This is a genomic window from Nostoc sp., from assembly GCF_036917575.1.
GTDB lineage: Bacteria > Cyanobacteriota > Cyanobacteriia > Cyanobacteriales > Nostocaceae > Nostoc.
On the sequence record NZ_JBALDC010000042.1, the window covers coordinates 71416 to 98403 of the forward strand.

The following is a 26988-nucleotide window of genomic DNA, read 5'->3' on the forward strand; positions in this document are numbered from 1 at the left end:
GCTAGGCTCAAGTTATTAATGCTCTCTTGTGTGAGAATTAATCTAAGCATTTTGGGAGTTGCAAAGATGGCTTGGGTAGCTGGCGATCGCTTGCAAGGTGGAAAGTACACCATTGAAAGAGAATTGGGAAGAGGACGCTTTGGTATCACCTATTTGGTCAAAAATCAGAATAGCGATCGCCAAGTCATTAAAACCTTAAATGATGACTTATTAACGTCCCTAAGTCAGTCTGAACGCGGACGACTGGAAACAATGTTTTGGCAAGAGGCGGTAAAACTTACTCAATGTAAACACAAACATATTGTGCAGGTTGCAGAACCCTTCAAAGAAGGAGAACACTGGTGTCTGGTAATGGAATATGTGGATGGTGTGAGTTTAGCTGACCGTCGCCAACAAATACTTTCTGAATTAGACGCTTTACGCTATATTCAACAAATTGGGGAAGCACTGATTAAAGTACATGAAAATCGGTTGATTCATCGAGATGTACATCCAGGAAATATCTTTTTACGAGTGCGAGAAGGACAGCCGGAAGCGGTGCTAATTGATTTTGGTTTAGCTCTCGATTTCGACCATATCTTAACTACAAGTAGAACTAAGGAAACTTCTGAGGGATTTACACCGCCTGAGCTTTATGCTCAACATACTAAACCAACTGGAGCATATAGCGATATTTATTCTCTGGCGGCAACTCTTTATGTGCTTTTGACTGGAAAAACACCAGTCAGTGCGCTCAAACGTAAAGTGGATAATGCTCCTTTAGTGGAACCGAAAAAACATAATCCTCAGATTAGCGATCGCACAAACCGAGCAATTTTAACAGGGATGAAGCTAGACTCGAAACAGCGATCGCAGTCAGTACGAGAATGGCTCGATTCTTTAGGTTTGACTGGGGACATTGGCAAGAAGGAAACACCTGTACCCCCACCTGTTTCAAAAATTAATTGGGTTGCTGTTACTGCCATTGCAACTTTAATTGCAGCTATTGGAACCTTACTGTCAGGTATGGTTGGTTGGATTCCTATTTTCAAACCCTCTCCGTCTTCCAGTCCACCATCGCTATCTCCCAGCCCATCATCTAGCAAAACACCGTAGATTTCGGTAAACTTTCATCAGGGTGTTGATATTAAAATAACGATTTTGACTCATGCCCAATTATCTAAAGAGATTGTCTTATATATTGTTGAGCGTGCCTTAATTACGAATTACGAATTATTAGAGGTATTCATGCCCTGGATAGCAGGACAGAAATTGCAAAGTGGCAAATATGTAATTGAGACAGTCCTGGGACAGGGAGGATTTGGGATTACTTACAAAGCTTTGCATGTTGAACTAAACCAGATAGTTGTAATTAAGACACCTAATGAATATCTCAGCCATGATTCGGAATATGAAAAGTACATAGAGAGATTTATCCAAGAAGGGCGGATACTCGCACGTTTATCAGAAGACCCTCATCCTCATATTGTGGGAGTGATTGATTTGTTTCGGGAAGGTGCTACCTACTGTTTAGTGATGGACTTTGTTGAGGGAAAAAATTTATTTGAGGCGGTGAGGCGTAAAGGAGCTTTACCAGAAGCGGAAACTGTGCCTTGTATCCTCCAGATTGGGGAAGCTTTGAGCGTAGTGCATCAAGCAGGTTTAGTACATAGAGATGCCCATCCTGGAAACATCATGGTGCGGAGAAATGGCAAAGCCGTCTTAATTGACTTTGGAATCGCTAAAGAACTTTTACCTAAAACTTTGAGTTCAAAGGGTATTGCGGGTAATGAAGGGTTTGCGCCCTATGAACAGATGAGCAGAGGTAGTCGTGAGCCAACAGTGGATGTTTATTGTTTGGCTGCTACACTTTATTATGCAGTGACAGGTCAACGCCCTACAACTTCTTTAGCTCGCAAGCTTGATAATGCTTCTCTGAAATTACCTAAACAAATTAATCCAAACATCAGCGATCAATTAAATCAAGCAATTCTCAAGGGTATGGCGCTGGAGGCAAAAGACCGCCCCCAGTCGATGCAGGCATGGTTGGCAATGCTAGAAGCACCGAAAGCAACGCCTCCACCATCTGTTGCTCCAGTCCATAAAAAAGAAGTTGTTCGTTCTAAAGCCAAGCTATTAGAACCAATTCCAAGTAAACCAAGTACTAAATCATCTAGAATTATTCCCTGGGGCTGGTTGATGGGTGTATTATTAAGCTACCTATTGATAGGCTATTCGTTAGCAGCGTCTAAGGATGCGTACATAATTTGGGCTGTGGCTGTGGCTTTGGCTGTGGCTTTGGCTGTGGCTTTGGATGGGGCTTGGACTGTGGCTGTGGCTTTGGCTGTGACTGGGGCTGGGGCTGTGGCTGTGGCTGTGGGTTTGACTGTGGCTGTGGCTGGGGATTGGGCTCGGGCTGTGGCTGTGGCTGGGGCTTCGGGTGGGCTTGTGGCTGTAGTTGGGGCTGTCTCTTTGACTGTGGCTGTAGCTGGAAATAAATTATTAGAATCTTTTAGCAAATTTCATATTTTTCTAATTTTAGCTAGCACTTCTAGTCTAGGCTTGGGTTTGGGATGGTTGGGACATAGGATTTTTAATACAGGTTCATAGCTTACTCAAGCTCTAGAAGCTAAATGACAAAAGATTTTGTAGCTGTTGTATCGAATAGAGAAACGATGTCTAAGGACAAGCCGCTACGCATCTACGCACGTTTCACCTCATACCAAAATATTAAATTTTCGGCTTCAATACCAAACGCTGGTTTTAAGAGCGTTGTTATGGAAGATAAGCTAGGTAAATAAACTGATATCTACATTAAAATAGTCCGCCAACGCTTCTGCTTGAGTTTTACTAATGGTGCGATCGCCATTAACAATTTGGCGTGGGCTACGGCGCTTACACGATATTGCTGCTACCTGGCAACTGCTTCACTCCGATTCACCATCTGTTGTCTACAGTTAACGATCGCACTTCTCAGAATTTATTCTCAAAATCATAATTATTTTATTTTGTCAAGCCATACAACAATATCAATTTCTATAATCTTTATCTTGTCTGCTTTTCAGCCATGTTAAGAAAGATTCGGGTAATGGATAGCTTTACAAGGGGGGATTAAGAGGGGTAATTCGACTTGTGTGTACACCGACCGTAGCTTATAAAGGAGTGGAAATTAGATATTCTAGTTTCCCCTTTCTAATGTTATTTTGGCGTTCGCATTTGCTGATTCGGCGAACGCATTTGTTGATTTGGCGAACGCATTTGTTGATTTGGTGATCGCATTTGTTGATTTGGCGAACGCATTTGTTGATTCGGCGATCGCATTTGTTGATTCGGCGATCGCATTTGTTGATTCGGCGTTCGCATTTGTTGATTTAGCGTTCGCATTTGTTGATTTAGCGTTCGCATTTGTTGATTTAGCGTTCGCATTTGTTGATTTAGCGTTCGTATTTGTTGATTTAGCGTTCGTATTTGTTGATTTAGCGTTCGCATTTGTTGATTTAGCGTTCGCATTTGTTGATTTGGCGATCGCATTTGCTGATTTGGTGTTCGCATTTGTTGATTTAGCGATCGCATTTGTTGATTGCACTTGCTGATTGCACTTATTCTCAAACAACAAATCGATATGAAAAATGAGTAAAAATACAGACAAACTCGTAATTATTTTGTTGAAACTTTAATAAAATAAATCCACAAAACTACCCATCTCAGGCAAAAGGATACTCCACTATGTTGAAAAAGTAATTTAAAAAAAAAGGATATCTCATGTCTTTGAGAACTCGTAGTTCTGCTGCTGTTGACAAAGCCCAACTTCGTCTCGCCTTGCTTAAATCCGTTGATGAAAATCTGGATTTAGGACATGGATTAACCATTGAAGCCTATAACCACCTGCTCAACACTACCCGTGCAACCTTAGAAGCTCATAACACGCTTGTGTCCAATCTTGAAGAATCGCGTAAAATAATCACCCAGATGGATAAAGCCCTCTCCGAAATGTCTGAACGAATGCTAAGTGGAGTTGCAACTATCTACGGCAGAAACAGTATAGAGTATTCTAAGGCTGGCGGCTCTAATGGAAAAAGAAATAAACAATCTAGTTCAAAAGTTGCTCCAGTTGTAGCGGTTCTTGCCAGTCAACCTGCTCAAGCTGCAATTGCGAATGCGTCAATTAACGGTAACGGCACAACTCATTTGCTGCAATAATCCACTTCATGCATAAATCTAATGCTGTGTCAAGTCTAAATTTGTGCATAAAATTTAGCTCTTGTGGGGTGGGCATCTTGCCCGCCCGGACGGGTGAGGACACCCATCCAACAAGAAAATTTATTGCAACATTTAAGGCTTGCCACGCCACTACCTTTAATCCATCTAAATTTTATAGTAGCGATGTCTACGACGGGCTATTTGGCGTCGCCCTTGTGGAATCCTATCTTTTATTTGCAACTTTATTAACGAAAATTCAAGGTAGGAGAGGTTTATCAAACTTGCTCTCAAAAAGCAAATTTTGGTTTTCATGTCATCTTCTATAATTGATAAAACCTGCACACCTAATTCTAGGCATGAGACTGTGACCGAATCAGGAAGTTATAAAGATACTGTAAATCTACCCAAAACTAACTTTGATATGCGGGCAAACGCTATCAAGCGTGAGCCTGAAATCCAAAAATTTTGGGAAGAAAATAAAATTTACGATCGCCTCTTTGAAAATAACCCTGGCGAATTATTTATACTGCACGATGGGCCTCCCTACGCTAATGGCTCACTCCATATTGGTCATGCCTTAAATAAAATTCTTAAAGATATTATTAATCGCTACCAAATGTTACAAGGGCGTAAAGTTTACTACGTTCCTGGTTGGGATTGTCACGGATTACCGATTGAGTTAAAAGTTTTGCAGAACATGAAGTCAGCAGAACGGCAAAATTTAACGCCTTTACAACTGCGACAGAAAGCGAAAGAATTTGCCCTAGCTACAGTAAATGACCAGCGCCAAAATTTTCAACGTTACGGTATTTGGGGTGATTGGAACCACCCTTATCTAACTCTGAAGCCGGAATACGAAGCGGCTCAAATTGGCGTGTTTGGTCAGATGTTCTTAAAAGGCTATATCTATCGCGGTTTAAAGCCGGTTCACTGGAGTCCCAGTTCTCATACTGCTTTGGCTGAAGCTGAGTTGGAATATCCTGAAGGTCATGTTTCTCGCAGTATCTATGCAGCTTTTCTGGTTACAAGTTTGGCGGAAACTGTAAAACCACTGTTGGCAGAATATCAGTCAGATTTAGGTGTGGCTATCTGGACGACTACACCTTGGACAATTCCGGGGAATTTGGCTGTGGCGGTAAATGCAGATTTAAATTATGCAGTGGTGGAAGTTTCTCACCCAGAGGGAGAGCAAGAGAGTAATTTCAAATACCTCATCGTTGCTGCTGATTTAGTCGAACGTTTATCTTCAACCTTGGGAGTTGAGTTAACTGTAAAAGCCACCTTTAAAGGAAATGACTTAGAACATACTACTTACCGTCATCCTCTATTTGACCGGGAAAGTCCGATTGTCGTCGGGGGTGATTACATTACTACTGAATCGGGTACTGGGTTGGTACATACAGCCCCCGGTCATGGACAAGAAGATTACATTGTTGGTCAGCGCTACGGTTTACCCATCCTTGCACCAGTGGATGACAATGGCAACTTTACCCAAGAAGCGGGAGAATTTGCGGGGTTAAATGTGTTGGGTGATGGGAATCAAGCGGTGATTGATGCAATGGCTGCGGCTGGTTCTTTGTTGAAAGAAGAACCATACCCCCACAAGTACCCTTATGATTGGCGGACGAAGAAGCCAACAATTTTCCGCGCCACCGAACAATGGTTTGCTTCCGTAGAAGGATTTAGAGAAGAAGCGCTAGAGGCGATCGCAACTGTAAAATGGATTCCAGCCCAAGGTGAAAATCGGATCACACCAATGGTAGCGGAACGTTCCGATTGGTGTATCTCTCGTCAACGGAGTTGGGGTGTACCGATTCCGGTTTTCTATGATGAAGCCACGGGAGAACCACTGCTTAATGAAGAAATTATCAATCACGTCCAAGGAATCATCGCCGAAAAAGGTTCCGATACTTGGTGGGAACTTTCAGTTGAGGAATTATTACCCGAATCCTATCGTAATAATGGCAAGTCTTACCGCAAAGGTACAGACACAATGGATGTATGGTTTGATTCTGGCTCATCTTGGGCGGCTGTCGTCCAGCAGCGTCCAGAATTACGCTACCCTGCTGATATATACTTGGAAGGTTCCGACCAACATCGCGGTTGGTTTCAATCCAGCTTGCTTACCAGCGTAGCAGTAAATGAGATTGCGCCTTACAAAACTGTTTTAACTCACGGCTTCGCTTTGGACGAACAAGGGCGAAAGATGAGTAAATCAGAAGGAAATGTGATCGATCCAAATACAATCATTGAAGGCGGGAAAAATCAAAAAGTAGAACCGCCCTACGGTGCAGATGTATTACGATTGTGGGTGTCATCAGTTGACTACTCTGGTGATGTCCGTATTGGCAAAAACATCATTAAGCAAATGAATGATGTTAGAGGTAAGATTCGCAATACGGCGCGGTTTTTGTTGGGTAGCTTGGATGATTTTGACCCCGAAAAAGATGCAGTTCCCTTTGAGGAATTGCCAGAACTTGACCGTTATATGCTGCACCGCATCACCGAGGTATTTGAGGAAGTCACAGAAGCCTTTGAAAGTTTCCAATTCTTCCGCTTTTTCCAAACAGTGCAGAATTTCTGCGTGGTGGATTTATCCAACTTTTATTTAGATATTGCCAAAGATAGATTGTACATCAGTGCAAAAGATGCATTCCGCCGTCGCAGTTGTCAAACAGTGCTGAAGATAGCAATAGATAATTTAGCACGAGCGATCGCACCAGTGTTATCTCACACTGCTGAAGATATCTGGCAATATCTCCCTTATAAAACACCTTACAAATCAGTGTTTGAAGCTGGTTGGGTGCAGATTGAAGAAAAATGGCGTAATCCAGATTTAGCAAAATTTTGGTCAGTGCTGCGACAACTCCGCACCGATGTTAATAAGGTGTTGGAACAAGCCAGGATAGAAAAACTCATTGGTTCTTCCCTGGAAGCGAAAGCTTTGATTCATATACCTGACAAACAATTAGGTGATACTATCAAAGCCTTTAACCCCGTTAAGGGTAACGAGATTGACGAACTGCGGTATTTATTGCTGACTTCCCAAGTGGAATTATTAGATTCTGCTCAAGGGTTGCAAGGATTAAAATATACAGTGCAGACGGAAGACTGGGGAATTGGTGTAGTGAATGCAGACGGGCAAAAATGCGATCGCTGTTGGAACTACTCTACTCATGTGGGAGAATCAGCAGAACATCCCTTAATTTGCGAACGGTGTGTAGCAGCCTTAGCTGGAGAATTCTAAAAGCAAAAATCTCACGGTGCTAACAGACAAGAAATCGTTAACCTAGAGATGGCTAAATGCACTTAGGGACTTCCAACAAATAAATTACTACGTTAGCAACGATCGTACCTGTAATTCACGGTTAATTGTAAGTTAAAATTCACTGCGCTCTCTAAACAGAGAGCGCTTTTTTGATGCATAAAGCTATAGGGTGGCTGCCGAGATAAGCGGCGACCACCCTATAAAGCCTGCATTTCTCAAACTAATCTCTAAGGCGCAGGCTAGGGTAAAAGTAGGTAGGGCAGGATTGTTTCACGCCCTAAAAAATGTAAAATTACAACTATCTAGGGGATGAAAAATTATGGATGCAAAGATGAAACAGCCCTGTTTTTAATTACTGAATCGATACTCTACCTAACTGCTAACTCCTAAACCGTAGACAACGAATAGACCTGACCATCGATTAGCAGTCGCGTGATGCCCTTAGCTTGTAGATGAGTACGAGCCTTATGGAGCATTTTACTATCTGGAACTTTAATGACGCGATCGCGTTTAGTAGAAAAACGCTTGGCGACGCGATGATTATCAAACACCGGCAGAGTTCTTTGCTGGGTTTCTAGGCTGGGAATCTGTCCCAAGTCACCAAAGTCCTTCAGAGGTCGCGTAATTAATTCTGAGGAACGGTCAATTACCAAATAGCAAGTTTTGGGTAAATTGGCTACCGATAATGGTAAAACTTCAACTGATGTTTCACCTGGTCTTCTTCTTGTAACTAAAGGTCTTTGCTCATCTAGGTCATCATCATCAAAGTCTTCTTCCTCAAAGTCATCATCTTCTAAATCATCATCTTCTAAATCATCCAAATCCTCAGATTCGTCGAGCAAATCTTCGCCCAGCATGTGCGCGATAACAGCCGCTCCTGGATGTTCGTTCTTTAGCGGTGGGATGGGAATGCTGACTATTTCCGGCGGCTTTGGCTCTGGAGTTTCTAATTTCTCTGTGACTCGGAGTTTGGGTTTCTCCGTCGCCGAGGGGCGTCGCCGCACTCGTCTACTAGCAGAAATTGACTCCGCCGTTTCCTCTGAGTAAAGTTCCTGCTCTACACGAATTATCTTACGTGGTAGTGGCTCAACCTTTGGCACTTCCACAGGTGGGCTTTCGCTGGGTGGAACTTCTATCTCCGGCTCTGGTTCCGGTTGACTCAGCAGGGGTAACTGCTCGTAGCTTACCTGTGCCCTTCCCTCAGGAGTTCTCGCAGCCCGCTTTAAAGAGACTAAGTATTCATACTCATCCTCTGGCAAAGTGCTTTTGAGCAGACGACTAATTGTCGAGTTACTCACACCATAGCGGTCTGCTAAAGTTGAGGTTGTTTCGGCAGTCTCTCGATATAACTTCAGAATTTCTTGCTTGTCAGAGTCTGTTAATTTTCTCACGGTAGATACCAAAAATCCTTACTAAGCTCGTTTACGTCCGCTGGTACGCCGCGTTCGTCTTAGTGATGCGTCATATTCTAAGACAGCGCCCATACCAAATAACACTCCACTAAACACCCAAAACACTTCTAATATCTCCCCACTTTGATAATTGGGGCCTTGGGCATATTTAAACCACATATCTGCAATGTAGAGCGAAAAGGCTGCCGCTGCAATCATTCGCCAAGACTGGGAAACTCTTCCCCCCCAAAATGCTAGTAGTAAAGTGGTAGCAATAATTAACAAAACCACATCGCTAACTACGTAAAACCAATTTAAAATAGCGACTAGCAGTTCTGGGGATGTTTCCTGTTGCATAGAAATCCACCATGCCAACAAACTACCGAATACTGCAATTGCTAACACAATGAGCCACTGCCATTTTTCCAGATTGATTCGCCTGGAAGCCACAGCTAAAATCATGCCTGCGCCAAGTAATAGATAAGTCAGTACAAAAAATATATCGCCCACAGATACATCCGGTTCATCTTTTAAAACTATTTCGGTATAGCCAAAAATTATCCCCCCAACGAAATAGGAAAGCATACCTAACCCAATTAAGAGCCAAACATTTCGCCCACTGACGATTTGCGGACTCAGCCAATTCCTCAAGCATAAGATACTGGCACCCAAATAAGCTAAAGCTTCAAAAATATTTGTACCAATCACATACCACTCGGCCCGGCTTTCTATGCCATCTGCTCCGGGAACTTTGGCACTAAACAACAAAAAGTATAGCAGTGCTAATACGGCCCAGCCAATATTAGCTAAGACAATGTTCTGAGTGGTAAAAATTGATTTAGAAAGAAACGAATTCTCGTAAGAGTTATTCATAGGACTTAACTATGTAGATGCACTCTAGCAGGATTTTGAGTTAAAAGACTGTATATCTTGCAATATGTCTATCAGTTAATGCACAATCGGACACCACAAGCAAGTGCCAGTGGCAGGAATTTTGTAAAAAAATTTCCATGCTACTGCCATAGTTTACCTAGTGGCGATTGATTTAGCCAAATGATAAACAGCGATCGCTCGGCTTCTGGCATATCTTCTAGCTTATAAATTACTTGTTTGGTAAAATTAGCGTTGCCAAAATAAGCTTTTCCTAATCGATGCAGTTCTTGTAACAAGATAACTACATGATTTTCTTGCCAATCAGGTATTTTGGCTGTCGGCAAAGGATTAGTAGATACTAAATATTTAACTGCTTCTGGAGAGGATATTTGGGGAAATTGTTTCTGCTTTAACACCTCCGCAATATCTTTTTCAAATAAGCCAGCTTGCCTAGCACCTAAAAACTCTTCAATATCGATAGAAACACCTTGCAACAGCAAAATACTGGCTTGGATTAAAATCGCCGTTTTGCCATGATTACCTGTGTCACTATCTAGCTGCTCTAAACGGATTTTACCCCAAACACTAAAGCGTTCCGGCTCTTCCAGCAAAACACAGGCTTTGCCTCGGTTATCCGTTAATTCTCTCCATAAGCCTCTAGCTTCTTCCTCTTGACTAGCTTTGAATACACTAATCAACCGAAAAGTCTGCCCTTGATAACTAAGGATCGGCACCTGCTGATCCTTTTTTGGGTGCTGAATGCTTGATATTTCAACATCCTGCCGTTTGAGAATAAACATGGCACTAGCAAATAACTCCTCACAGGGGCACTCTTAATATGGAATATATAATGGCATTTGGCAGCATCGCCAAGGCTGAAATTACCTAGCATACTGTGGAAATGAGCTTTGCGATCGCTAGATCCTTCCCGAAGCTAGCCGCCCAGAGGACGGTGGCGTTAACAGGCAAATAACCCGTTGACAAACTCAATATATTTAAACCAATACCCCATCTGTTTCGTTTTTAATGTAGATTAACTAACTAGCGACTAGCATCTTAGCCTTGCTAGTGGTAAATCTGCAATTTTCCATTGCTTCTTGGTGCGTGAAGACGATACAATAATATAAATGACTCCTTTGGGAGCCATTAATTTGTATTGGGCGCGTAGCTCAGTGGATAGAGCCACGGATTTCTAATCCGTTGGTCGCAGGTTCGAACCCTGCCGCGCTCGTTTTAACTTAATACGAACCCTTAAGCAGTGTAAAGTGATATGATGACTTCCTCAATTGAGGGTTCGTTATTGCTGCATCATACTAAGAACAAAGGCGATATTGCTGCTACAAAAGCGATCGCCGATCTAACACTTAAAGGATACTTAATTCTCACACCAGTTGTTTGTGAGCATTTACCTTTTGACTTTGTTGCTTACAAAGACAATAAATGTTACAAAATACCCCTCTTGTGTCACTTTCCCAGAGGACAATCGCGCTTAAGCCTCATGAGGCAATGAATACAAGCTATACTATTACAAAAAAATTGCTCTTGTATTTGTTATTAGAAAATAATCGCACGATGCCTGCGGTGCTTGCTAGCCTACACTTGCTGTACAAAAGCTCTAGAATTCAGAAATGGCAAATGTTTTCGGAGACTGACAGAAGAGGGATAAATAAGCGTTGTCATACTTAATAGTATTTTTATCTGCAACAGAAGACTCTACGATAAAAAAGAGCCTAACTTAGGCTCCTTAATAAAAAACTGGTAATAAAATTGTGACTACTTAACAGTCACCTTACCGCCAGCTTCTTCGATGCGCTTCTTAGCATCTTCAGCAGCATCCTTAGCAATACCTTCTTTAACTGCCTTGGGCGCAGCTTCCACCAAGTCTTTAGCTTCTTTCAAACCCAAACCGGTCAATTCCCGGACAATCTTCAGCACGGCAATCTTCTTATCAGCTGGGACTGATTCGAGAATCACTTCAAACTCGGTTTGCTCAACAACTTCTTCAGCCGGAGCAGCAGTACCACCACCAGTACCAGTGAAGGCTACGCCAACCGGTGCAGCAGCACTCACGCCAAAAGTTTCTTCAATATCCTTGACTAACTCAGCAGCTTCTAGCAAAGGAAGGCTTTTTAACAGTTCTAAAATTTGATCGGTTGCAGCAGACATTGATATAACTCCTGTAATTTTGATTATTTATTTGTCATCGGTCATTGGTCTTTAACTATAGACTTTTGACTTTTGACTAATGAACCACAAAGTCTATTCAGCAGCAGTTTCAGTGCTGCTATCAGCTTCAGTGGCGGTTTCGGTGCTGCTATCAGTTTCAGCAGCAGTTTCAGTGCTACCACCACTTTGCTCTTGGTCGGCCACAGCCTGCAAAGCACGAGCCAGTGAACCAGGAACTTCATTGATACCCACAGCAATCTTGGTAGCCAAAGCGTTGATAGCCCCAGCAATTTGGGCCATGAGTTGTTCCTTAGATGGCAAGTCTCCCAGTACCTTGACATCAGGTTCTTTAAGTAGGCGACCTTCGAGTACACCACCACGAAGTTCTGTCTTCTTGGTGACTTTTTGGAATTCTTGGTATGCCTTAATTGCCGATGAAAAATCTTCTTTTACCAGCAAAAAGGCGGAAGAACCACTGAGTAATTCCGACAGAGGTTGCCATTTTTCATCGTCTTTAATGGCAATACCCATCAGGGTGTTTTTAGTCACTTTACAAACGGTGCCACTGGGACGCAGCCGCCGCCGTAAGTCTGTGATTTCCGAAACTGTTAGCCCCTGATAATCAATTACCAGTGCCAGAGTTGACTCACTCAAAGTTTCTTTGAGGTCAGCGACTATTTCTTTTTTATCTTCTACTGTTCTACCCATTCCAATCTCACCTCCTTAAAACAATCAGGGAAGTGCCCTAGTTGTACGTTTTTTCTCAATCTGAACCCAAACAACAAACCCCAGCTAACTTAGCCGGGGTTGAGTATTAATACTCGTGATGCCATAGTTATCACACCTTTACGGGTGGTAATTCTGACAATTAGAGTTTTAACCTCGGCAGGATATTAAGTTATTAGCACCTGCTGTCTCCGGCTTTGCCTATTCAATTAGGTACTGGTGATTGGGTATTGGGTACTGGGGATTGGGAAGACACAAAAGGTAGAGACTTAATTCAATAATTTCCCTAGTCCGCCTAGTCCCCAGTCCCTTTTACGCTGCTTGGCTCAGTTTCAAATCTCGTAGGGCATTGATATCAAGTTTAATTGATGGGCCCATTGTGGCTGACACATAAAATGTGCGCCAATAACGACCTTTAGCTCCGGAAGGACGGTTACGGTCAATCGTTTCCTGCAATGCCTTTAGGTTAACTAATAAATCTTCGGGCGAGAAAGTTGTCTTACCAAACATAACATGGACAATACCAGTTCGATCGGCCCGGAATTCTAATTTACCTGCTTTAAATTCTGCGATCGCACCTGCTAAGTCAAATGTTACGGTTCCACCCTTGGGCGATGGCATCAAACCACGCGGCCCAAGCAACTTACCTAGCTTTGCCACCTGTGGCATCACATCGGGTGTGGCAATCAGCTTGTCAAAATCCATTCTACCTTTTTGGATTTCGTCAATCAATTCTTCTGACCCAACTATATCAGCACCAGCACTGCTGGCTTCGTTTACCTTTTCGCCTCTGGCTATCACCGCCACTCGGACGATTTGTCCTGTACCTTTGGGTAGTGCTACCGTTGTCCGCAACTGTTGGTCTGTATACTTGGGGTCAATTCCCAACCGGATATGCGCTTCAGCAGTTTCGGTAAATTTAGCTGTTGCTGTGTCTTTAAGAAGGGCTAAAGCCTCTAAGGGATTATAGTCCTTGTCTTCTACTTTTGCTTGCAGACTCTGCAAACGACGCGATATTTTTGGCATTTTGTTCTCCTGGGGTAATTCCGAAGCCTCGCCTCTCCCCCGATAATTTTTGGTTACTTGTCCTTTGTTCTACCCTGCGGTAAGCCGCTGGCGCGTCTATGTCATTTGTTGATTTTTTTCTAAATTGACTAATGACTAATGACCGAATGACTAATCCGTAACTGTTACGCCCATGTTTTTAGCCGTTCCTGCCACAATCTTCATTGCCGCGTCGATATCATTGGCGTTGAGGTCGGGGAGTTTGGTTTGGGCTATTTCTTGCAATTGTGCTTTGGTTATTGACCCAACTTTCTTTTTATTGGGTTCATTTGAGCCTTTTTCAACTTTCGCCGCCTTCCGAATCAGCACTGATGCGGGTGGCGTTTTGAGTACGAATGTAAAACTACGGTCTTCAAAAACCGAAATTTCTACAGGTATTACCGTTCCAGCTTGATCTGCTGTTTTGGCGTTGTACTCTTTACAAAACATCATGATGTTGACACCATGTTGACCCAAGGCGGGCCCAACTGGCGGTGCTGGGTTGGCTTTTCCAGCATTCAGGGCCAGTTTAATGACCGCCACTATTTTCTTCGCCATTTGTATTTAACTCTGTTTCTCTACCTGATTAAATTCCAATTCTACTGGTGTATCCCTGCCGAAAATTGAAAGCAAGGCTTTAAGTTTACTCCGCTCTGGAGAGACTTCAATCACCTCTCCTTCAAAGTCTTTAAATGGGCCAGAAAGCACCATTATCTTATCACCAGTAGCCATGTCAATTTTGACAACAGCTTCTTGTTCGCTAGTTTGTTTGAATATACGTTCGACTTCTGAAGCACTCAGTGGTATGGGATGCACATGACCGCGACCCTTACTACTACCACCACGTTTTTGTTCGGAACCGACAAAGTTAATTACATGAGAGGTGTTGCGTACCACCTGCCAAGTATCATCATCCATCATCATTCGTACCAGCACATAGCCAGGGAAAACTTTTTCTTCTGTATGCTGGCGACTGCCATCTTTGCGGATTTTCACCGCTGGTGTCTGGGGAATTTCTACCTGGATAATTTTGTCAGCGACATCAAAAGTTTGAATGCGTTGCTCTAAGTTAGTCTTTACACGCTTTTCGCAGCCTGAAGCTACTTGTACTGCATACCAGCGTGCTTCTTTTGACGCTGCTTCTGCTGCTTCTGCTGTTTCTGCTGTTTCTTCTGACTGCAACATTGAGTTGCGTGGTTCATCTGTTGCAAAACTCATTAGAACACCTGTTTTGCTGCCCAATGAAACAATCCATCGACCAAGTATATCAAAGATGCGGAGAGTGCCACCATTAACAACACAGCGGCGGATTCGCTCACTATCTGTTTCCGACTGGGCCAAACTACTTTTTCAAGTTCTTCTTTGGTTCCCTGTATGAAGTTGTTAAAGCTAAAACCATTTGCGGTTTCTGGCAATTCTGCTTCACTTTTTTTGGCCACGACCGTTTATCCCCCGTTTCTTATACTAGATCCTGTTTAATTGTCATCTAGGTTTGCAGTTTCGACTCTATTTTACTTACTGTCAGCAAAACAACTGCAAATACAATAAGTTTACCCGAAATTATTAGCGCTAACTGCTAATATAGCAGTTACGTAATTAATTTCGGGCTTTGTTTTTTGCTCTTGAGCGCGCCCTGGAGGACTTGAACCCCCGACATCAGGTTTTGGAGACCTGCGTTCTACCAACTGAACTAAGAGCGCACAAGCTGTTTTTGATTCAGTGATTGCGCTGAACTAAATTTCAGTTTAACGCAATATGCGATTTACATCATACCTTAATTTGGTTGGAAAAACAAGTTAGCGGCAGATGCCGCTTGCAGAAAAGAGATTTCTCCCATATTTTTGAAGGCGAATCACACAGGACGGTCAAACCGTTGCTTGATCCGAGTTGCCTTGCCTACGCGATCGCGGAGATAATACAATTTAGCACGGCGTACTTTACCGCGACGTAATACCTTGATGCTGTCAATCCGGGGAGAATGCAACAGAAATACCCGCTCAACGCCCACGCCTTGAAAAACCTTACGAACTGTAATAGTTTCGTTGATGCCGCCATTACGCTTGGCAATCACTACTCCCTCGTAGGGTTGCACGCGGTATTTTTCGCCTTCCTTGATTTTCACTCCCACTTTTACAGTGTCGCCCACATAAATATCGGGCAGATTCGATTTTATCTGTTCCGCTTCAATGGAGCGGATGATCTCTTGAGCGTTCATAGTCTTTCTGTCTGCTTAAAAAAAACTCACGATCATCAATGATAGATTGATAATCCTATTTCAGTCTACTTGTTAGGATTGCTAATTGTACTGATACAACAGCCTGCATATCAAAGCTATATTGCAAAATACCGTACTAAAAAGGAAAAATTTATGAAATTTAGCATCGTCATCAGTACTTATAATCGCTTGAATTTGCTGCAAAGAGCAATTGATTCGGCTCGTAACCAAACAATCGAGTGCGAGGTGGTTGTTGCTGACGATTGTTCTGATGATGACACCCAAACCTATCTTAAAAGCTTAGGGGACAAGATTGTTTACCATCGTAACGAAGTGAACCTTGGTCATGCAGCAACGGTAAATGCTGGAGTTGCCAAAGCTAGTGGCGACTGGATTAAGTTCTTAGATGATGATGACTATTTAGCGCCTAACTGCACAGAAGAGATGATTAAGGCGATCGCACTTCGTCCCGAAGCTGTAATCTGCTCTTGTGTAGCGGCTCAGGTGGATGGCAATGAAGTTGAACTCTCTCGCACCCCCCAAGTTGGCCCCGGTTTAGCTTTTTATATCCCACAAGCTGATATCCACTACGGAATGCTTTTAGAGCTAGTACCTTTTGGCACACCTGTACAAGTAGCTTGTCAACGTGATGCTTTTCTGCAAAGTGGTGGTTGGGACTCCACACTCGATGCTAACTGTGATGACATCGATTCCTGGATTCGGATTGCTCAGTTTGGCGATGCTATTTTCTTCAACCAGTGTCTTGCTTACCGTACTATCTGGCCAGGTGCATATAATCAAAAGTTTTCTTTGTCTCGGCGGTTGGCGACAAATATTTTGATGAAGGAGAAAATTTACGCTTTGGTAAATGAGCAACATCGCTCAAAGATTCCTGTCTTTCAGGATATAAAAAATTATTTAAAACTCCATTGGATTTTAGTCGCACTGAAGCAAAAAAATCTCAAGAGTTTTCTTTCAATGATAGATCCATCTATACTTTCTCCTCGGTCTTGGAAGTTTTTGCTAACTGCTGTTTCATCACGCCGCTCTCAGGGAAACAATTCTCAGATTCGTAAACTTGTATTGATTGAGTTGTATGATGTCTGGCAAAATGACCAGAATAAAAGCGCCAGTCTTCAAAAGTTAGAATTAAATTCTGAGCAACTGGTGGACTTGCCCGTGAGCGCCCAGTCGAACTCTGAGCGCTAGACATTTTTGGTAAGTGTATTGAGACTCAATCTGTCACTAAACAAAGATTATGGCTTAAGATTTTTGAAAAAATCAAATAGTAATCTTTTAATTTTCAATACGATAACGTATTAACTGCTTTATTACTGTTACTGGTAATCCTAAAGCCTAAGCGATCGCAGACTCACAAAAAATCAAGAGGTTAACACCCCCGTGATGTGCAAAGCGCAGCGCCAGCGCGAAAAGAAAATTATTCTTGCAGACGAGCAATTACACAGTGCATAACTTTAATTTCATTAACAATTCGATCCAGTTCTGTGGAGAGCAGAGTTTGTTCTCGAACGGCTTGTAATGTGGGAGTTAAAGTGTTGGAATTGGTGGCAATCTCTGATAACCGAGCAGTATGTAGCTGTTGGATTTGGTTGTGAATTGCTTCGAGATAGTTATCCAGCGCTGGTAATGGTTGGGGTGGCTGTTTCTGGCCAAGGGCATCTGCTAAGTTTTCCAAAACTTGGACAATGGCATCGGCAAGTCGCTTGAGTTCAGTAAATTGGTACTCACCGCTAAATTCTCGCAGATGTTCTGCCAAAGTTGTTACCGAACTGAAAAAGCCACGAATATATGCCATCAGCGTCATTACAGGTTCGATTTCTCCCTGAATGTGACGAGGTTCGCTGAACAATCGTTGAGCTGCGGCGTTAGCGTTGACGTTCTCTAATGCTGCTTGGTGGCGTAGCATATTGATAGAATCGGCAAATGCATTATGTTGTGGATGGAGATAGTTAGCTATTACTTGCTGAAAGTAAGCAAGATTAGCTCGAATTGTCTTTTCCAATTGTGCAGGAAGTTGCTGTCGTTCCCAACGAGGGAAAAGCAAATAGCTACCAAGTAGTGCTAAGACACCCCCAGCAAAGCTATCGAAGATCCGCAATACTCCAACCTGCCAGCCACCTGCACTAATAATGTTGAGTAGCAATATGATGGCGGGAGTAAGCAGTATGGTGAATATGCTATAGCTTAACGATCGCACCGACATCGCCACAAAGACAAGCAGCAGGAAACAAACTGCACTTGCCAATTGATTCTTAACTAGTAAAATCAGAGCAATGCCAATAATTCCACCTAAAATAGTACCGATGACTCTTTGGACTGTTGTCTGTGACGTTCCCCCAAAGTTGGGTTTGAGTGCAACTAAAGCTGTGAGCGTTATCCAGTAACCTCTAGGTAGTTGCAATAGTGAGGCAATTAATTCAGCAAAAGTTGTGATCAGTGCCAAACGCAACGCATGACGAAAGAGGACTGAATCAAAAGTGAAATTATTTCGTAGCGTCTCAATAATTGTAGAACGCTCTGGTTGGGCTGGGGGGGAAATATCTCGCTGGGCAATGCTGTTACGCAGTTTTCCTTGGCTTAAATCTGTAACAATCTCTGCATCAGTATGAATTTGCTCTGCCAGCTTTGTCAGACTGGCTGTAATCTTCCCAAGGTTGAGTAAATCGGAATAGTCATTTGTGTGAGCAGTGATGGTTTGATTGAGGACTTGAGAACGCAGAATTTGCCTTTGGTGTTCTAGTGCTTCAATACTTCGATCCAGATCCCCTAAGTGAGGTGAGCTTTTTCCTTTAGCGATCGCTTGTGATAACATTTGTAGAGCAATTGCCAGCTGTTGTATCACTTGCTGAATTTCTGGCTGTAACCGAGAAAATAGTTGATGTTCGGATGCGATCGCCATTAGTTCGTTCAGTGCTACAACAGAATTGACAATTTGATTTATATCCTCAATTAATACGAGTAACTGATTTCCCCGCAGGTTAGCTCCTCTTTGCCTAGTCCAGATAGTTGTCCAGACGCTACGGGCAGATGTCAAGTTTTGAATAATTGTATCCTGAGCTTGCAAAAATCGCTGTTCCCACTCCTGACGATCCTTTGGATTTAATGCTCTGTAGCCTACCAAGTCCACAAAATTGCTTAATGAGAAATAACAGTTAGCGACTATCTGCATTGCAGGTATATAGGGACGCACCACCCACAGTCCTAATGACAAGACAGTTGTCCATGTTCCACCAGCCAGACATAGCCCACAGTGTTGAATAAGAGTAGGCAAATTAGAAAATGCAGCGAATCTAGCCAGCGCAATCACAAACATAATCGAAGTAATCAAGCTGACAGATGCAGCCACGTTGCCATAGAGATTTGCTAAACCTGTGATAAATATTACCAAGAACGTGGTGGGGACAGCTAACCAAAGATGACTGCTAACCAGACTTGCGATTAGGAACATCACAGTTACCCCAATCGTAGCTGCGATCATCGCAATCGCTCGCTGACGGTAGGCTCCGTCAACATTTACCATGCCAACGAACCAAGCTGCCATAGTGGCGATCGCACTTTCAGCAGCATGACCTGTAATGATGCCAATTCCAATTGGAACACCCAGTATAAAAAGGCTACGCAATCCAGAGGAAAGGGCGGGTTTACCTGGCTGGAGTTGAAACTGCTGCAACAACCAACCCAGAGGAAGTTTATCTGTAAATGACATTATGAGACTGGCGACTATAACAAAGCGCGATCGCTTCTTAAAGCATTTTAGCCAGATATAACTGCGTGGAGGACGGCTTTATATTCGCTCAAATATATAAATCACTCAAATACTACTTGTCCTATTTCCATAGACTAATACACGATTTTGCAAGTGCGTAGACGTAGCCTACCGTAGGCATCGCACTGATCTTGCTAATACAACTTGCTCTAAATCTTTGCTTGAAAATCAAGGGTTTAACACCCGCGTAAGCAAAGAGAAGTCTGTAAAGAAAGCAATTAAACAATATCAGGCGATCGCAACTTACAGAGTAGTGGCAATCATTCTGTTAGTATACTCGTATAATCACCTATATATTTTTCAGAAATTCATAGAATCTGAAGTGTACATGAAACTCAGATATTTGATGATGCCTAGAGGTAAATAGTGCGAAATCCTAAGTTAGTAGCTCTGTTGTTAAGCTTATCTCTGGCTACGACACCCCAAGTGGCAGTAGCCCAAACCAGTATTGAACAGCTATCTCAACAAGGTAGTGCTGCCCAAACAGCCTATAAATTCTCCGAAGCCGAAGCAATTTGGTATAGAGTTCTGCAAATTGACTCTAAAAATGCTAATGCATACGTTGGTCTAGGGAGGGCGTTGGGAAGCCAGGGGAAATATGATGAAGCGCTCGCCGCTTTCCAAAAAGCCATCCAACTCGACCCCAACAATGCCAATGCATACGGCGGTTTGGTAAGGGCGCTGGGAGACCAGGGGAAATATGATGAAGCGCTCGCCGCTTTCCAAAAAGCCATCCAACTCGACCCCGAAAATGCCTATGCATACGGCGGTTTGGGCTATATGCTGGTAAACCAGGGGAAATATGATGAAGCGATCGCCGCATACCAAAAAGCCATCCAACTCGACCCCAAATATGCTAATGCATATATTAGTTTGGGCTATGTCCTGGAAAATCACGGGAAACATGATGAAGCGCTCGTCGCATACCAAAAAGCCATCCAACTCAACCCCAAAAATGCCTATGCATACGGCAGTGTGGGCAATTCACTGGTAAGCCAGGGGAAATATGATGAAGCGATCACTGCTTTCCAAAAAGCTATCCAACTGAACCCCAAATATGCTGATGCTTACAATGGTCTGGGCTACGCACTTCAGCAGCAAGGGAACTTAAAAGAGGCAATTCAGGAGTTTAAGCAAGCGACTAGGTTAGACCCGAATTATGTAACTGCCCAAAACAATCTCAAGGAAGCGCAGAGGTTGTTGGCATTGCAGCAAAAACCGCAGCCAATTGCGATCGATGATCAAAAATGGTTACCCAGTCCACAAGAGGAACCTTTAGTTGGTGTGTTGCGATCTGTGGTACGAATTATTGCCGAGATTCCCACAGGAAATAATATTGCTACTGGCTGGGTAGTGAAACGAGAGGGAAATAAGGCCTGGATTGTTACCAATCGTCATGTAGTGACGGATGCTAATACAAAACGCAGCAGCGAAAAAATTGAGTTGGAATTTTTTAGCCAACCGCCTACTGGTATATTTCTTCCCCGTTATACTGCCAAAATTCTTCAAATCACAGATGCCAATGACCCTTTAGATTTAGCCTTACTTGAAGTCACAGGCATCCCCGAAGATATTCGGCCCTTGCCAATGTATTCAGGTAGAGTTGGTCGTACCACTCAGGTTCTTGCAATTGGTCATCCTAGCAATGGCGGTGACTGGACTACTGTCTCTGGAGAGATTAGCAACGTCCTCTCCAAAGATAACAAACTACAAATAACAGCCACCCTCGCCGAAGGTAATTCTGGGGGACCAGTGATTGACAAAGATAATCAGCAGGTTGTCGGTCTCATGGTGGCAATTTTAGACCCCAATCAACAACGCCAGGATGCAACCAAAACTAGTCAGGGTGAACTATCAACTCCAGCCACAGGTGGCTTTGGTTTTGCTTTCGACATGGATGTAGTGATTAAAAAACTCCGTAACTGGGGAATACCCTAACTATGAAATATCAACTTTTACTCACAACTATATTTCTTATCAGCCTTAGCACCCTTCCAGCCCAAGCGGCTTGTAATGGTGGTAACCCCCAATCAATAGCTTATATTCGCCGGGACAACAACCGCTGCGAAGGCATTCAACCCAGAGAAGTTGTTAGTGGCATTAACCTAATTTCCCTTGTCACTCGTGGCATTGACAAATATCCCAACCTTCTGACTTTGCTAATTCCCCGCCTTGGTAACAGTACTCCAGAAGTGACAGTGGAATCCCTAAACAAAAATTATCTTTTGGATAACTTATCTTTGATACAAAGTCAGTCTCGTTTCACCTTTCCCTTAAAACCCGATGTTTTAAACAAAGCCGCAATTCTCCCAAACACGCTACGCGCCTTAGCTGAGGTCAACTCGGTTTATCTACCTGTGACTATTGGGCAACCCTCTGGACAGTATGAATTTGTTTTTTACACTTCTAATCGGGCGAAATTCTCCACCTTTGAAATCCTCCGCAACAGTAAAGTTGTTTATAGCAAACCTCGTAATAATGCCCAACGTGGCGAAGTAATTTTCACCTGGAATGGACGCAAAGCACCAGCTGGCAGCTATGAAATCCATGTAGTTGCTGAACAAGAACGAATTGGCAGACCACCAGAGAAATTTGATCGACGTTTTAAATTTGAACACAACCCAAAGTGGTTGATATAAATCATGGTACGCAGGCAAAAGTCTGAGATGAAACTTCTCTTATTCTTCAGATGGTTACTACAAGTAATCAGAAATTTTATAATCACACTGGTAGGTTTTTTGGGTGCAGGCGTAAATTATATTCGCCAGGGCTTCAAGCATTTGAGAAAATTCTTGGCTCGAAAAAAGATAGTGATTTTCGTATTACTTTTATTGCTAAGTTTTGGAACCATCACTTTTTCTATTATCCTTCCTCATAGTCATATATTTGAAGGTAGCCTGACTGTGGGAGAAATAAGCTTTACCTATAATGGACAAGAACCAAAACTCTTTCTCCAATCAATGCGTAGTATCAGTAACTTAGAAAGTGAAGGCGTTCAAACTCTGAATTTTGCAGGAAAGTTTGAAAGTGAATCATTCCCTCAACTTAATCAGTTAAAAGACCTTAAAATTGAACTTAATAGTAGCGAAAGTAAATTTATTATCGCTCCAGCGAATTCTAAATTACCCAGCGAAATAGACCTAACTAAACTACTACTACAACCAAATACAGAAGTAGCTGGATTAAGCTACGACTCTTATAATAAGAGGCTGGATTTTTCTCTACAACCTCAGCCTATATCAAAGTTAGATAATAAACCAAATGATTTAAAACTTTATTTGGGAGAGCAACCACTTAAAGTTAGTTTAGAAGGTTATGAATTACCATCTGTAAAATTACCAAATAGGCCAGAACAGACTGTACTAGAATTTATTTACCTTCCAGATAACAAAGAATTAAATTTAGAATTAGCAAAAGATACTAACTTATATATTACCACAACTGCACCTTACAAAAATGATTTAGAACAATGGTTTCGGGGAAAAATATTTACTAAAAATGTAAACTTTCAACGAATAGATAGGAGCGGTGATATCAGGGATGATTTAGCTATTTCCACAATTATTGAAGGCAAAATTCGTATGGTAGAGCAGGAAAAGGATATTAAAGACAATCAGTTTCTCATGGGAGAAAAGCCTGATATTCCCCTAAATATAGAACTGATACGCTATCTTCAGATTGTTCCCAATAAGGGGTTAGAAGTTCGCATTGCTGGTAAAGCTCAACAGATTAAAATCGGTCTAGATAAGGATTTTCCTGTTTCCAGTATTCAAGGAAGCTGGTTAGATGGTATTTTACCCCGTGATGCGATTATTGCTATATTCTCTTTCGGGGCTGCTACTATTAGTTATTTATTATCTGTTTTAATTGACAATATATCGAAATCTGCCCCAAAATCTTGAATAGTATCTTGTTTATAGCATTTATCCTATAAAGGCGTAAAGTATACAGAGGAAGAGAAGGAAAGAGGTAGTTAATAATTACAAATTACTCAAATACTACTGTCCTATTTCCATATACTAATACACGATTTTGCAAGTGCGATCGCACCGCTCTTGCTAATACAATTCTCTCCAAATCTTTACCTTTTCTCACCAAATCATCAACTTCATCACGGTGACTGACTCGTACCACATCTTGTTCAATAATTGGGCCTGCATCTAAATCAGGAGTTGCATAATGTGCCGTTGCTCCAATAATTTTTACACCCCGTTCAAAAGCTCGGTGATAAGGGTTTGCTCCGATAAAAGCTGGTAAAAATGAATGATGTATATTAATAATTTGCGGAAATTGACTAATAAAATTTGCACTAACAATCTGCATATATTTCGCCAATACAACTAAATCTATTTTGTATTTACAAAGTAATTCTAGTTGTTGGGCTTCTTGTTCTGATTTATTGTCTTTATTTATGGGAATATATTGAAACTCAATATTAAATTGTTCTGCTACTACTTTTAAATTAGAATGATTACTAATAATTAAAGGAATTTCAGCAATAAATTCTTTAGCGCGTTGTCGCCAAATTAAATCAAATAGACAATGGTCTTGCCGACTTACCCAAATAGCAATGCGTGGTACTGTATCAGAAAAACGTATTTCCCATTTAGCGCCTAAAGGTTGTGCGATCGCATTAAATGCCGGGGCAATAAATTCTCGTGGCAAATTAAACCCATCTAACTGCCATTCAATGCGCGTAAGGAATAACCCAGCAGCAAAATCTGTATGCTGGTCTGCATGGATAATATTACCACCGTTAGAATAGATGAAATTGGCAAATTTTGCCACCAATCCCCGTCGATCGGGACAGGAAATCAGCAATGTTGCTGTCGGATTTGTCATAATAATATCGCCAGATTTGGAATTAATTATTTGCTGTTTGTCGGACTCGGATTGGGAATGGTGAGTGGAGGAAGTTTCTGACTATTATCTACAGGTTGTTTCCACTCTGATAATTCCCGATTCACAGCATTTGCAAAATCTGTAGATACCAACAGCACATTTATATAACCATCAGGTTTTGCAGCAGGGTCAGCTTGAGCATACAAGAAACGACCATTAAAGTTAGATTTACCCAAAATTAGCTGATGGCTTTGTCGGTTTTTCAGGGTTATATTAATAGTTGCTTGGGCTGGATCTAAGGCAAATTCTCCAAGCTGTTTTGCTGGAGTTGATAAAGTGCGATCGCTATTACCTTTGACCAATAAATCCATTAGATAAGAAACAATAGCATCATTTGCTGGATCCGATATGGGAGATTTGATTAACCACTTGGGCTTACTAGAAGATTCAGGGTTTCGTTCCAGACTCAGGGTGAGTTTTTTTGTATTGACTGTTAAAGACTGCACATCATCTTCTCCAAAAGAGAAAATTTTCTGTTTTTGCTCTTTTGCTTCTTCTCGCACAGTTGCACCCCGAATTTCATGGAAGTAAACAAAACCACCCAAACCCAGGGCTAGCAGTATCAAAATTAAAGTTGTTCGCGGCAATTTCATTTTTTAGTCATTTGTCATTTGTCAATTGGAATTGAGGGAGAATTCTTCACTCTACCGTCGTTTCCACCAAATAATAACTGCGATCGCAAACCCAATTAAGGGTAAAACTAACAGAGATGACAATATTAAAAGATTACCTTGGGTGGTTGTTAGGGTTATCCGCCGATTTTTCGGTTCTTTGGGACGAATGGAAAGGGGTTGCTCATCCTGTTGACTCAGCCAAGTAACTGAGTTGAGGAATACATCTCCATTTAATTGCTGTTGAAACAACCCATCGGTGGCAAAATCGGAATTTCCTAAAACTACTAACCGTGACTCGGTAGCTGTTTGAGATGAGGCAGTAGGGGAGGCAGGGGGAGTGGGGGAGGTAGGGGGAGCAGGGGAGGCCTTGCTTTGAGTGCTTGGCGATGGTAAAGGTAACGCTTGCGGAGTCTTGGGAGAAGGGGAAGGAGTCGGGCTAGTCTTGCTTTGAGTGGTTGGTGATGGTAGGAGTGAAGGTGTGGGTGAAGCTTGGGGAGTGGAAGTAGATTTGGGTGTTTGTTTTCTTGTTAAAGCAACGCCCAAGGTTAAAGGGCCTTTGAGGTCTTTATCTGCATTAAACTCCAATTTTTCGCTTTGGAGGTCGCTTTCTGCCCAACTGCTGGGGTAGGGTTTAGTTCGTAACAGTGGAGTAGCCTGAACACCAGACACAGAGGTAATTTCCAGTGGACGGGCAATCGGATAAAAAGAATTGCCGTTACCGAAATCTTTGGTAATTGGATGTTTTCCGTATTCTGTTACTAAGGGCGCAGCAGGGCCAAGTCCTACAACGCTTTCGCCAGAGACATCGACTGCTAAACGATTATCCAGACGAACACCCCACTCTTGTAGCAAGCTATTAAGTTTGGGATCGGTATTAGGATCGATCATCAGCAGTAAGTTACCGCCACGATTAAGGTAATCTTGCAAAGCTTTGACTTCACCCTCAAACAGTCCTCGTTTGGGGCCTGCTAGTATTACGACAGCCGCATCTTGAGGAACTTTGGAAGTTTCTCCCAAATTCAACGGTGATGTTGTGAAATTTTTATCGCCTAATCCCTGAACTGCTTGTGATATTGCATCTTTACCAGGCGAAAGTTGGCGTTCACCATGACCTTGCAGTAAGTAAACTTTGGCTGTGGTTGAATTTGTTAGTTGTTGTAAGCGACTAGTTAATCTGATTTCTGACAATCGCTCATTTTCATTTATTGTTTGTACTAATTGCCGTTTATCGCCAGATTCTAAATAAACTTCTCCATAATCTTTAACGCCAAACTTTTCTGCAAGTCCTGGTCTAGCTTGGGGGTCGATATACTCGTATTTAAATTTTGAGCTTTGGCGTTGATAATTTTCTAGCAGTTCTCTGTCTTGGGGATTTTGGGTAACATCAAACACCCACACTTTAACTGGCTGTGGTAAAACCCTTACTAATTCACGTGACTGGGGTGCGAGGGTAAATAATTGAGCCTCTGTTAAGTCTGCCCGCAAGTGATAACGAGTTCCCAAAAAGTTTATCAATCCCAAAATTGCCAATACTGCCAGAGTTGCCACTAGGGCATTAGTCCCAGCTTGGGTAGAACGACGGTTCCACCAGTTACTCTGGTAGCTTTGCCATATTAAGCCTAAGCCACTGATGACAATTCCCCCAATCAAAAATACTAAGGGAATTAATCCCCACTGTTCAGAGACTAATCCAACTGTTAAGCCGACAGTAATTAGGAACGGGCCCAACCAAAATAGATATTTCCAGAGTTTATTTTTTGCAACTATCTTCATATTTGTCATTTGTCATTGTTTATTGGTCTAAAAATAGTGGCAAGTAAAAA

Annotated in this window: 24 protein-coding genes, 2 tRNA genes and 1 other annotated feature; of the genes, 10 read left to right on the forward strand and 16 right to left on the reverse strand. The window is 42.3% G+C overall.

The window, feature by feature from the left end:
• The first annotated feature begins 66 nt into the window (after positions 1-66).
• Both V7K79_RS10900 and V7K79_RS10905 read left to right on the forward strand, forming a co-directional pair.
• The gene (locus V7K79_RS10900) at positions 67-1095 is read left to right on the forward strand and encodes a serine/threonine protein kinase (protein ID WP_335047431.1); all 1029 of its coding nucleotides are present in this window, start codon (positions 67-69) and stop codon (positions 1093-1095) included.
• A gap of 45 nt (positions 1096-1140) precedes the next feature.
• Positions 1141-2589, forward strand: coding sequence for a serine/threonine protein kinase (locus V7K79_RS10905; protein WP_335047433.1), 1449 nt, complete (start codon positions 1141-1143; stop codon positions 2587-2589).
• Positions 2590-3177: 588 nt separating this feature from the next.
• Here the strand turns inward: V7K79_RS10905 and V7K79_RS10910 are convergent.
• Complete coding sequence (locus V7K79_RS10910; protein ID WP_335047435.1) at positions 3178-3588, reverse strand: hypothetical protein; 411 nt, start codon at positions 3586-3588, stop codon at positions 3178-3180.
• Positions 3589-3741: 153 nt separating this feature from the next.
• Here V7K79_RS10910 and V7K79_RS10915 point away from each other — a divergent pair, with 153 nt between their 5' ends.
• Both V7K79_RS10915 and ileS read left to right on the forward strand, forming a co-directional pair.
• On the forward strand, positions 3742-4179 hold the full coding sequence (locus V7K79_RS10915; protein ID WP_335047438.1) for a hypothetical protein: 438 nt from the start codon (positions 3742-3744) through the stop codon (positions 4177-4179).
• Between the two features lie 364 nt (positions 4180-4543).
• Positions 4544-7426: an isoleucine--tRNA ligase gene (ileS, locus tag V7K79_RS10920; protein WP_335047584.1), complete on the forward strand. Its 2883-nt coding sequence runs from the start codon at positions 4544-4546 to the stop codon at positions 7424-7426.
• 407 nt (positions 7427-7833) lie between these two features.
• Here the strand turns inward: ileS and V7K79_RS10925 are convergent, their stop codons facing one another.
• From V7K79_RS10925 to V7K79_RS10935, 3 genes are all read right to left on the reverse strand, one after another.
• Entirely contained in the window at positions 7834-8838 is a 1005-nt protein-coding gene (locus V7K79_RS10925) for a transposase (protein WP_335047440.1), read from the reverse strand.
• Between the two features lie 21 nt (positions 8839-8859).
• On the reverse strand, positions 8860-9711 hold the full coding sequence (locus V7K79_RS10930) for a hypothetical protein (RefSeq protein ID WP_335047441.1): 852 nt from the start codon (positions 9709-9711) through the stop codon (positions 8860-8862).
• Positions 9712-9851: 140 nt separating this feature from the next.
• The gene (locus V7K79_RS10935; RefSeq protein ID WP_335047444.1) at positions 9852-10511 is read right to left on the reverse strand and encodes an Npun_F0813 family protein; all 660 of its coding nucleotides are present in this window, start codon (positions 10509-10511) and stop codon (positions 9852-9854) included.
• A gap of 358 nt (positions 10512-10869) precedes the next feature.
• Here V7K79_RS10935 and V7K79_RS10940 point away from each other — a divergent pair.
• Positions 10870-10942: transfer RNA gene (locus tag V7K79_RS10940), tRNA-Arg, on the forward strand.
• A 39-nt stretch (positions 10943-10981) separates the two neighbouring features.
• The gene (locus V7K79_RS10945) at positions 10982-11221 is read left to right on the forward strand and encodes a group I intron-associated PD-(D/E)XK endonuclease (protein ID WP_335047448.1); all 240 of its coding nucleotides are present in this window, start codon (positions 10982-10984) and stop codon (positions 11219-11221) included.
• Positions 11222-11484: 263 nt separating this feature from the next.
• Here V7K79_RS10945 and rplL read toward each other — a convergent pair whose 3' ends face one another.
• The 8 genes from rplL to rplS form a co-directional block, all read right to left on the reverse strand.
• Positions 11485-11877 (reverse strand): 50S ribosomal protein L7/L12, encoded by a 393-nt coding sequence (gene rplL / locus V7K79_RS10950; RefSeq protein WP_335047450.1) that lies wholly within the window; start codon positions 11875-11877, stop codon positions 11485-11487.
• A gap of 93 nt (positions 11878-11970) precedes the next feature.
• Entirely contained in the window at positions 11971-12585 is a 615-nt protein-coding gene (gene rplJ / locus V7K79_RS10955; RefSeq protein WP_335047452.1) for a 50S ribosomal protein L10, read from the reverse strand.
• A 63-nt stretch (positions 12586-12648) separates the two neighbouring features.
• Positions 12649-12816, reverse strand: a sequence feature (ribosomal protein L10 leader region).
• 99 nt (positions 12817-12915) lie between these two features.
• Positions 12916-13629 (reverse strand): 50S ribosomal protein L1, encoded by a 714-nt coding sequence (rplA, locus tag V7K79_RS10960; RefSeq protein ID WP_335047455.1) that lies wholly within the window; start codon positions 13627-13629, stop codon positions 12916-12918.
• Between the two features lie 150 nt (positions 13630-13779).
• Positions 13780-14205 carry a 50S ribosomal protein L11 gene (rplK, locus tag V7K79_RS10965; protein WP_104904955.1) on the reverse strand — a complete coding sequence of 142 codons (426 nt, stop codon included), beginning with the start codon at positions 14203-14205 and terminating at the stop codon, positions 13780-13782.
• Positions 14206-14211: 6 nt separating this feature from the next.
• Positions 14212-14865 (reverse strand): transcription termination/antitermination protein NusG, encoded by a 654-nt coding sequence (gene nusG, locus V7K79_RS10970; RefSeq protein WP_335047458.1) that lies wholly within the window; start codon positions 14863-14865, stop codon positions 14212-14214.
• Entirely contained in the window at positions 14865-15086 is a 222-nt protein-coding gene (gene secE, locus V7K79_RS10975; RefSeq protein WP_335047461.1) for a preprotein translocase subunit SecE, read from the reverse strand. Before secE ends, nusG begins: the two co-directional genes overlap by 1 nt.
• A gap of 188 nt (positions 15087-15274) precedes the next feature.
• Positions 15275-15347: transfer RNA gene (locus V7K79_RS10980), tRNA-Trp, on the reverse strand.
• A gap of 152 nt (positions 15348-15499) precedes the next feature.
• Complete coding sequence (rplS, locus tag V7K79_RS10985) at positions 15500-15862, reverse strand: 50S ribosomal protein L19 (RefSeq protein ID WP_335047464.1); 363 nt, start codon at positions 15860-15862, stop codon at positions 15500-15502.
• Between the two features lie 153 nt (positions 15863-16015).
• On the opposite strand from rplS, the gene V7K79_RS10990 reads away from it, so the two are divergent.
• Positions 16016-17071, forward strand: a complete 1056-nt coding sequence (locus tag V7K79_RS10990) for a glycosyltransferase family 2 protein (RefSeq protein ID WP_335047467.1) — start codon at positions 16016-16018, stop codon at positions 17069-17071.
• Positions 17072-17300: 229 nt separating this feature from the next.
• Here V7K79_RS10990 and V7K79_RS10995 read toward each other — a convergent pair whose 3' ends face one another.
• Positions 17301-19589: an FUSC family protein gene (locus V7K79_RS10995; protein ID WP_335047470.1), complete on the reverse strand. Its 2289-nt coding sequence runs from the start codon at positions 19587-19589 to the stop codon at positions 17301-17303.
• 426 nt (positions 19590-20015) lie between these two features.
• Between V7K79_RS10995 and V7K79_RS11000 the strand changes: the two genes are divergently transcribed.
• Genes V7K79_RS11000 through V7K79_RS11010 form a run of 3 tightly spaced genes read left to right on the forward strand, consistent with a single transcriptional unit; the run spans position 20016 to position 23551 of the window.
• The gene (locus V7K79_RS11000) at positions 20016-21587 is read left to right on the forward strand and encodes a tetratricopeptide repeat protein (protein ID WP_335047473.1); all 1572 of its coding nucleotides are present in this window, start codon (positions 20016-20018) and stop codon (positions 21585-21587) included.
• 2 nt (positions 21588-21589) lie between these two features.
• Complete coding sequence (locus V7K79_RS11005; protein WP_335047476.1) at positions 21590-22288, forward strand: hypothetical protein; 699 nt, start codon at positions 21590-21592, stop codon at positions 22286-22288.
• 27 nt (positions 22289-22315) lie between these two features.
• Positions 22316-23551: a hypothetical protein gene (locus V7K79_RS11010; RefSeq protein WP_335047478.1), complete on the forward strand. Its 1236-nt coding sequence runs from the start codon at positions 22316-22318 to the stop codon at positions 23549-23551.
• Positions 23552-23636: 85 nt separating this feature from the next.
• On the opposite strand, the gene purU is transcribed toward V7K79_RS11010, so the two are convergent.
• From purU to V7K79_RS11025, 3 genes are read right to left on the reverse strand one after another with little or no spacing between them, the layout of a single operon-like run.
• A complete protein-coding gene (gene purU / locus V7K79_RS11015) occupies positions 23637-24491 on the reverse strand; it encodes a formyltetrahydrofolate deformylase (protein WP_335047480.1) in 855 nt (284 codons plus the stop codon).
• A 26-nt stretch (positions 24492-24517) separates the two neighbouring features.
• A complete protein-coding gene (locus V7K79_RS11020) occupies positions 24518-25144 on the reverse strand; it encodes a DUF4340 domain-containing protein (protein ID WP_335047482.1) in 627 nt (208 codons plus the stop codon).
• A gap of 51 nt (positions 25145-25195) precedes the next feature.
• Positions 25196-26938, reverse strand: a complete 1743-nt coding sequence (locus V7K79_RS11025; RefSeq protein WP_335047585.1) for a GldG family protein — start codon at positions 26936-26938, stop codon at positions 25196-25198.
• Between the last annotated feature and the right edge of the window lie 50 nt (positions 26939-26988).

Excerpts from the sequence above, each read along its gene's own strand:
- V7K79_RS10900 (WP_335047431.1), top strand. The coding sequence starts at position 67 with ATGGCTTGGGTAGCTGGCGATCGCTTGCAAGGTGGAAAGTACACCATT.
- V7K79_RS10915 (WP_335047438.1), top strand. The coding sequence starts at position 3,742 with ATGTCTTTGAGAACTCGTAGTTCTGCTGCTGTTGACAAAGCCCAACTT.
- V7K79_RS10930 (WP_335047441.1), bottom strand. The coding sequence starts at position 9,711 with ATGAATAACTCTTACGAGAATTCGTTTCTTTCTAAATCAATTTTTACC.
- V7K79_RS10935 (WP_335047444.1), bottom strand. The coding sequence starts at position 10,511 with ATGTTTATTCTCAAACGGCAGGATGTTGAAATATCAAGCATTCAGCAC.
- V7K79_RS10945 (WP_335047448.1), top strand. The coding sequence starts at position 10,982 with ATGATGACTTCCTCAATTGAGGGTTCGTTATTGCTGCATCATACTAAG.
- rplL (WP_335047450.1), bottom strand. The coding sequence starts at position 11,877 with ATGTCTGCTGCAACCGATCAAATTTTAGAACTGTTAAAAAGCCTTCCT.
- rplJ (WP_335047452.1), bottom strand. The coding sequence starts at position 12,585 with ATGGGTAGAACAGTAGAAGATAAAAAAGAAATAGTCGCTGACCTCAAA.
- rplA (WP_335047455.1), bottom strand. The coding sequence starts at position 13,629 with ATGCCAAAAATATCGCGTCGTTTGCAGAGTCTGCAAGCAAAAGTAGAA.
- rplK (WP_104904955.1), bottom strand. The coding sequence starts at position 14,205 with ATGGCGAAGAAAATAGTGGCGGTCATTAAACTGGCCCTGAATGCTGGA.
- nusG (WP_335047458.1), bottom strand. The coding sequence starts at position 14,865 with ATGAGTTTTGCAACAGATGAACCACGCAACTCAATGTTGCAGTCAGAA.
- rplS (WP_335047464.1), bottom strand. The coding sequence starts at position 15,862 with ATGAACGCTCAAGAGATCATCCGCTCCATTGAAGCGGAACAGATAAAA.
- V7K79_RS10990 (WP_335047467.1), top strand. The coding sequence starts at position 16,016 with ATGAAATTTAGCATCGTCATCAGTACTTATAATCGCTTGAATTTGCTG.
- V7K79_RS10995 (WP_335047470.1), bottom strand. The coding sequence starts at position 19,589 with ATGTCATTTACAGATAAACTTCCTCTGGGTTGGTTGTTGCAGCAGTTT.
- V7K79_RS11005 (WP_335047476.1), top strand. The coding sequence starts at position 21,590 with ATGAAATATCAACTTTTACTCACAACTATATTTCTTATCAGCCTTAGC.
- V7K79_RS11010 (WP_335047478.1), top strand. The coding sequence starts at position 22,316 with ATGAAACTTCTCTTATTCTTCAGATGGTTACTACAAGTAATCAGAAAT.
- purU (WP_335047480.1), bottom strand. The coding sequence starts at position 24,491 with ATGACAAATCCGACAGCAACATTGCTGATTTCCTGTCCCGATCGACGG.
- V7K79_RS11020 (WP_335047482.1), bottom strand. The coding sequence starts at position 25,144 with ATGAAATTGCCGCGAACAACTTTAATTTTGATACTGCTAGCCCTGGGT.
- V7K79_RS11025 (WP_335047585.1), bottom strand. The coding sequence starts at position 26,938 with ATGAAGATAGTTGCAAAAAATAAACTCTGGAAATATCTATTTTGGTTG.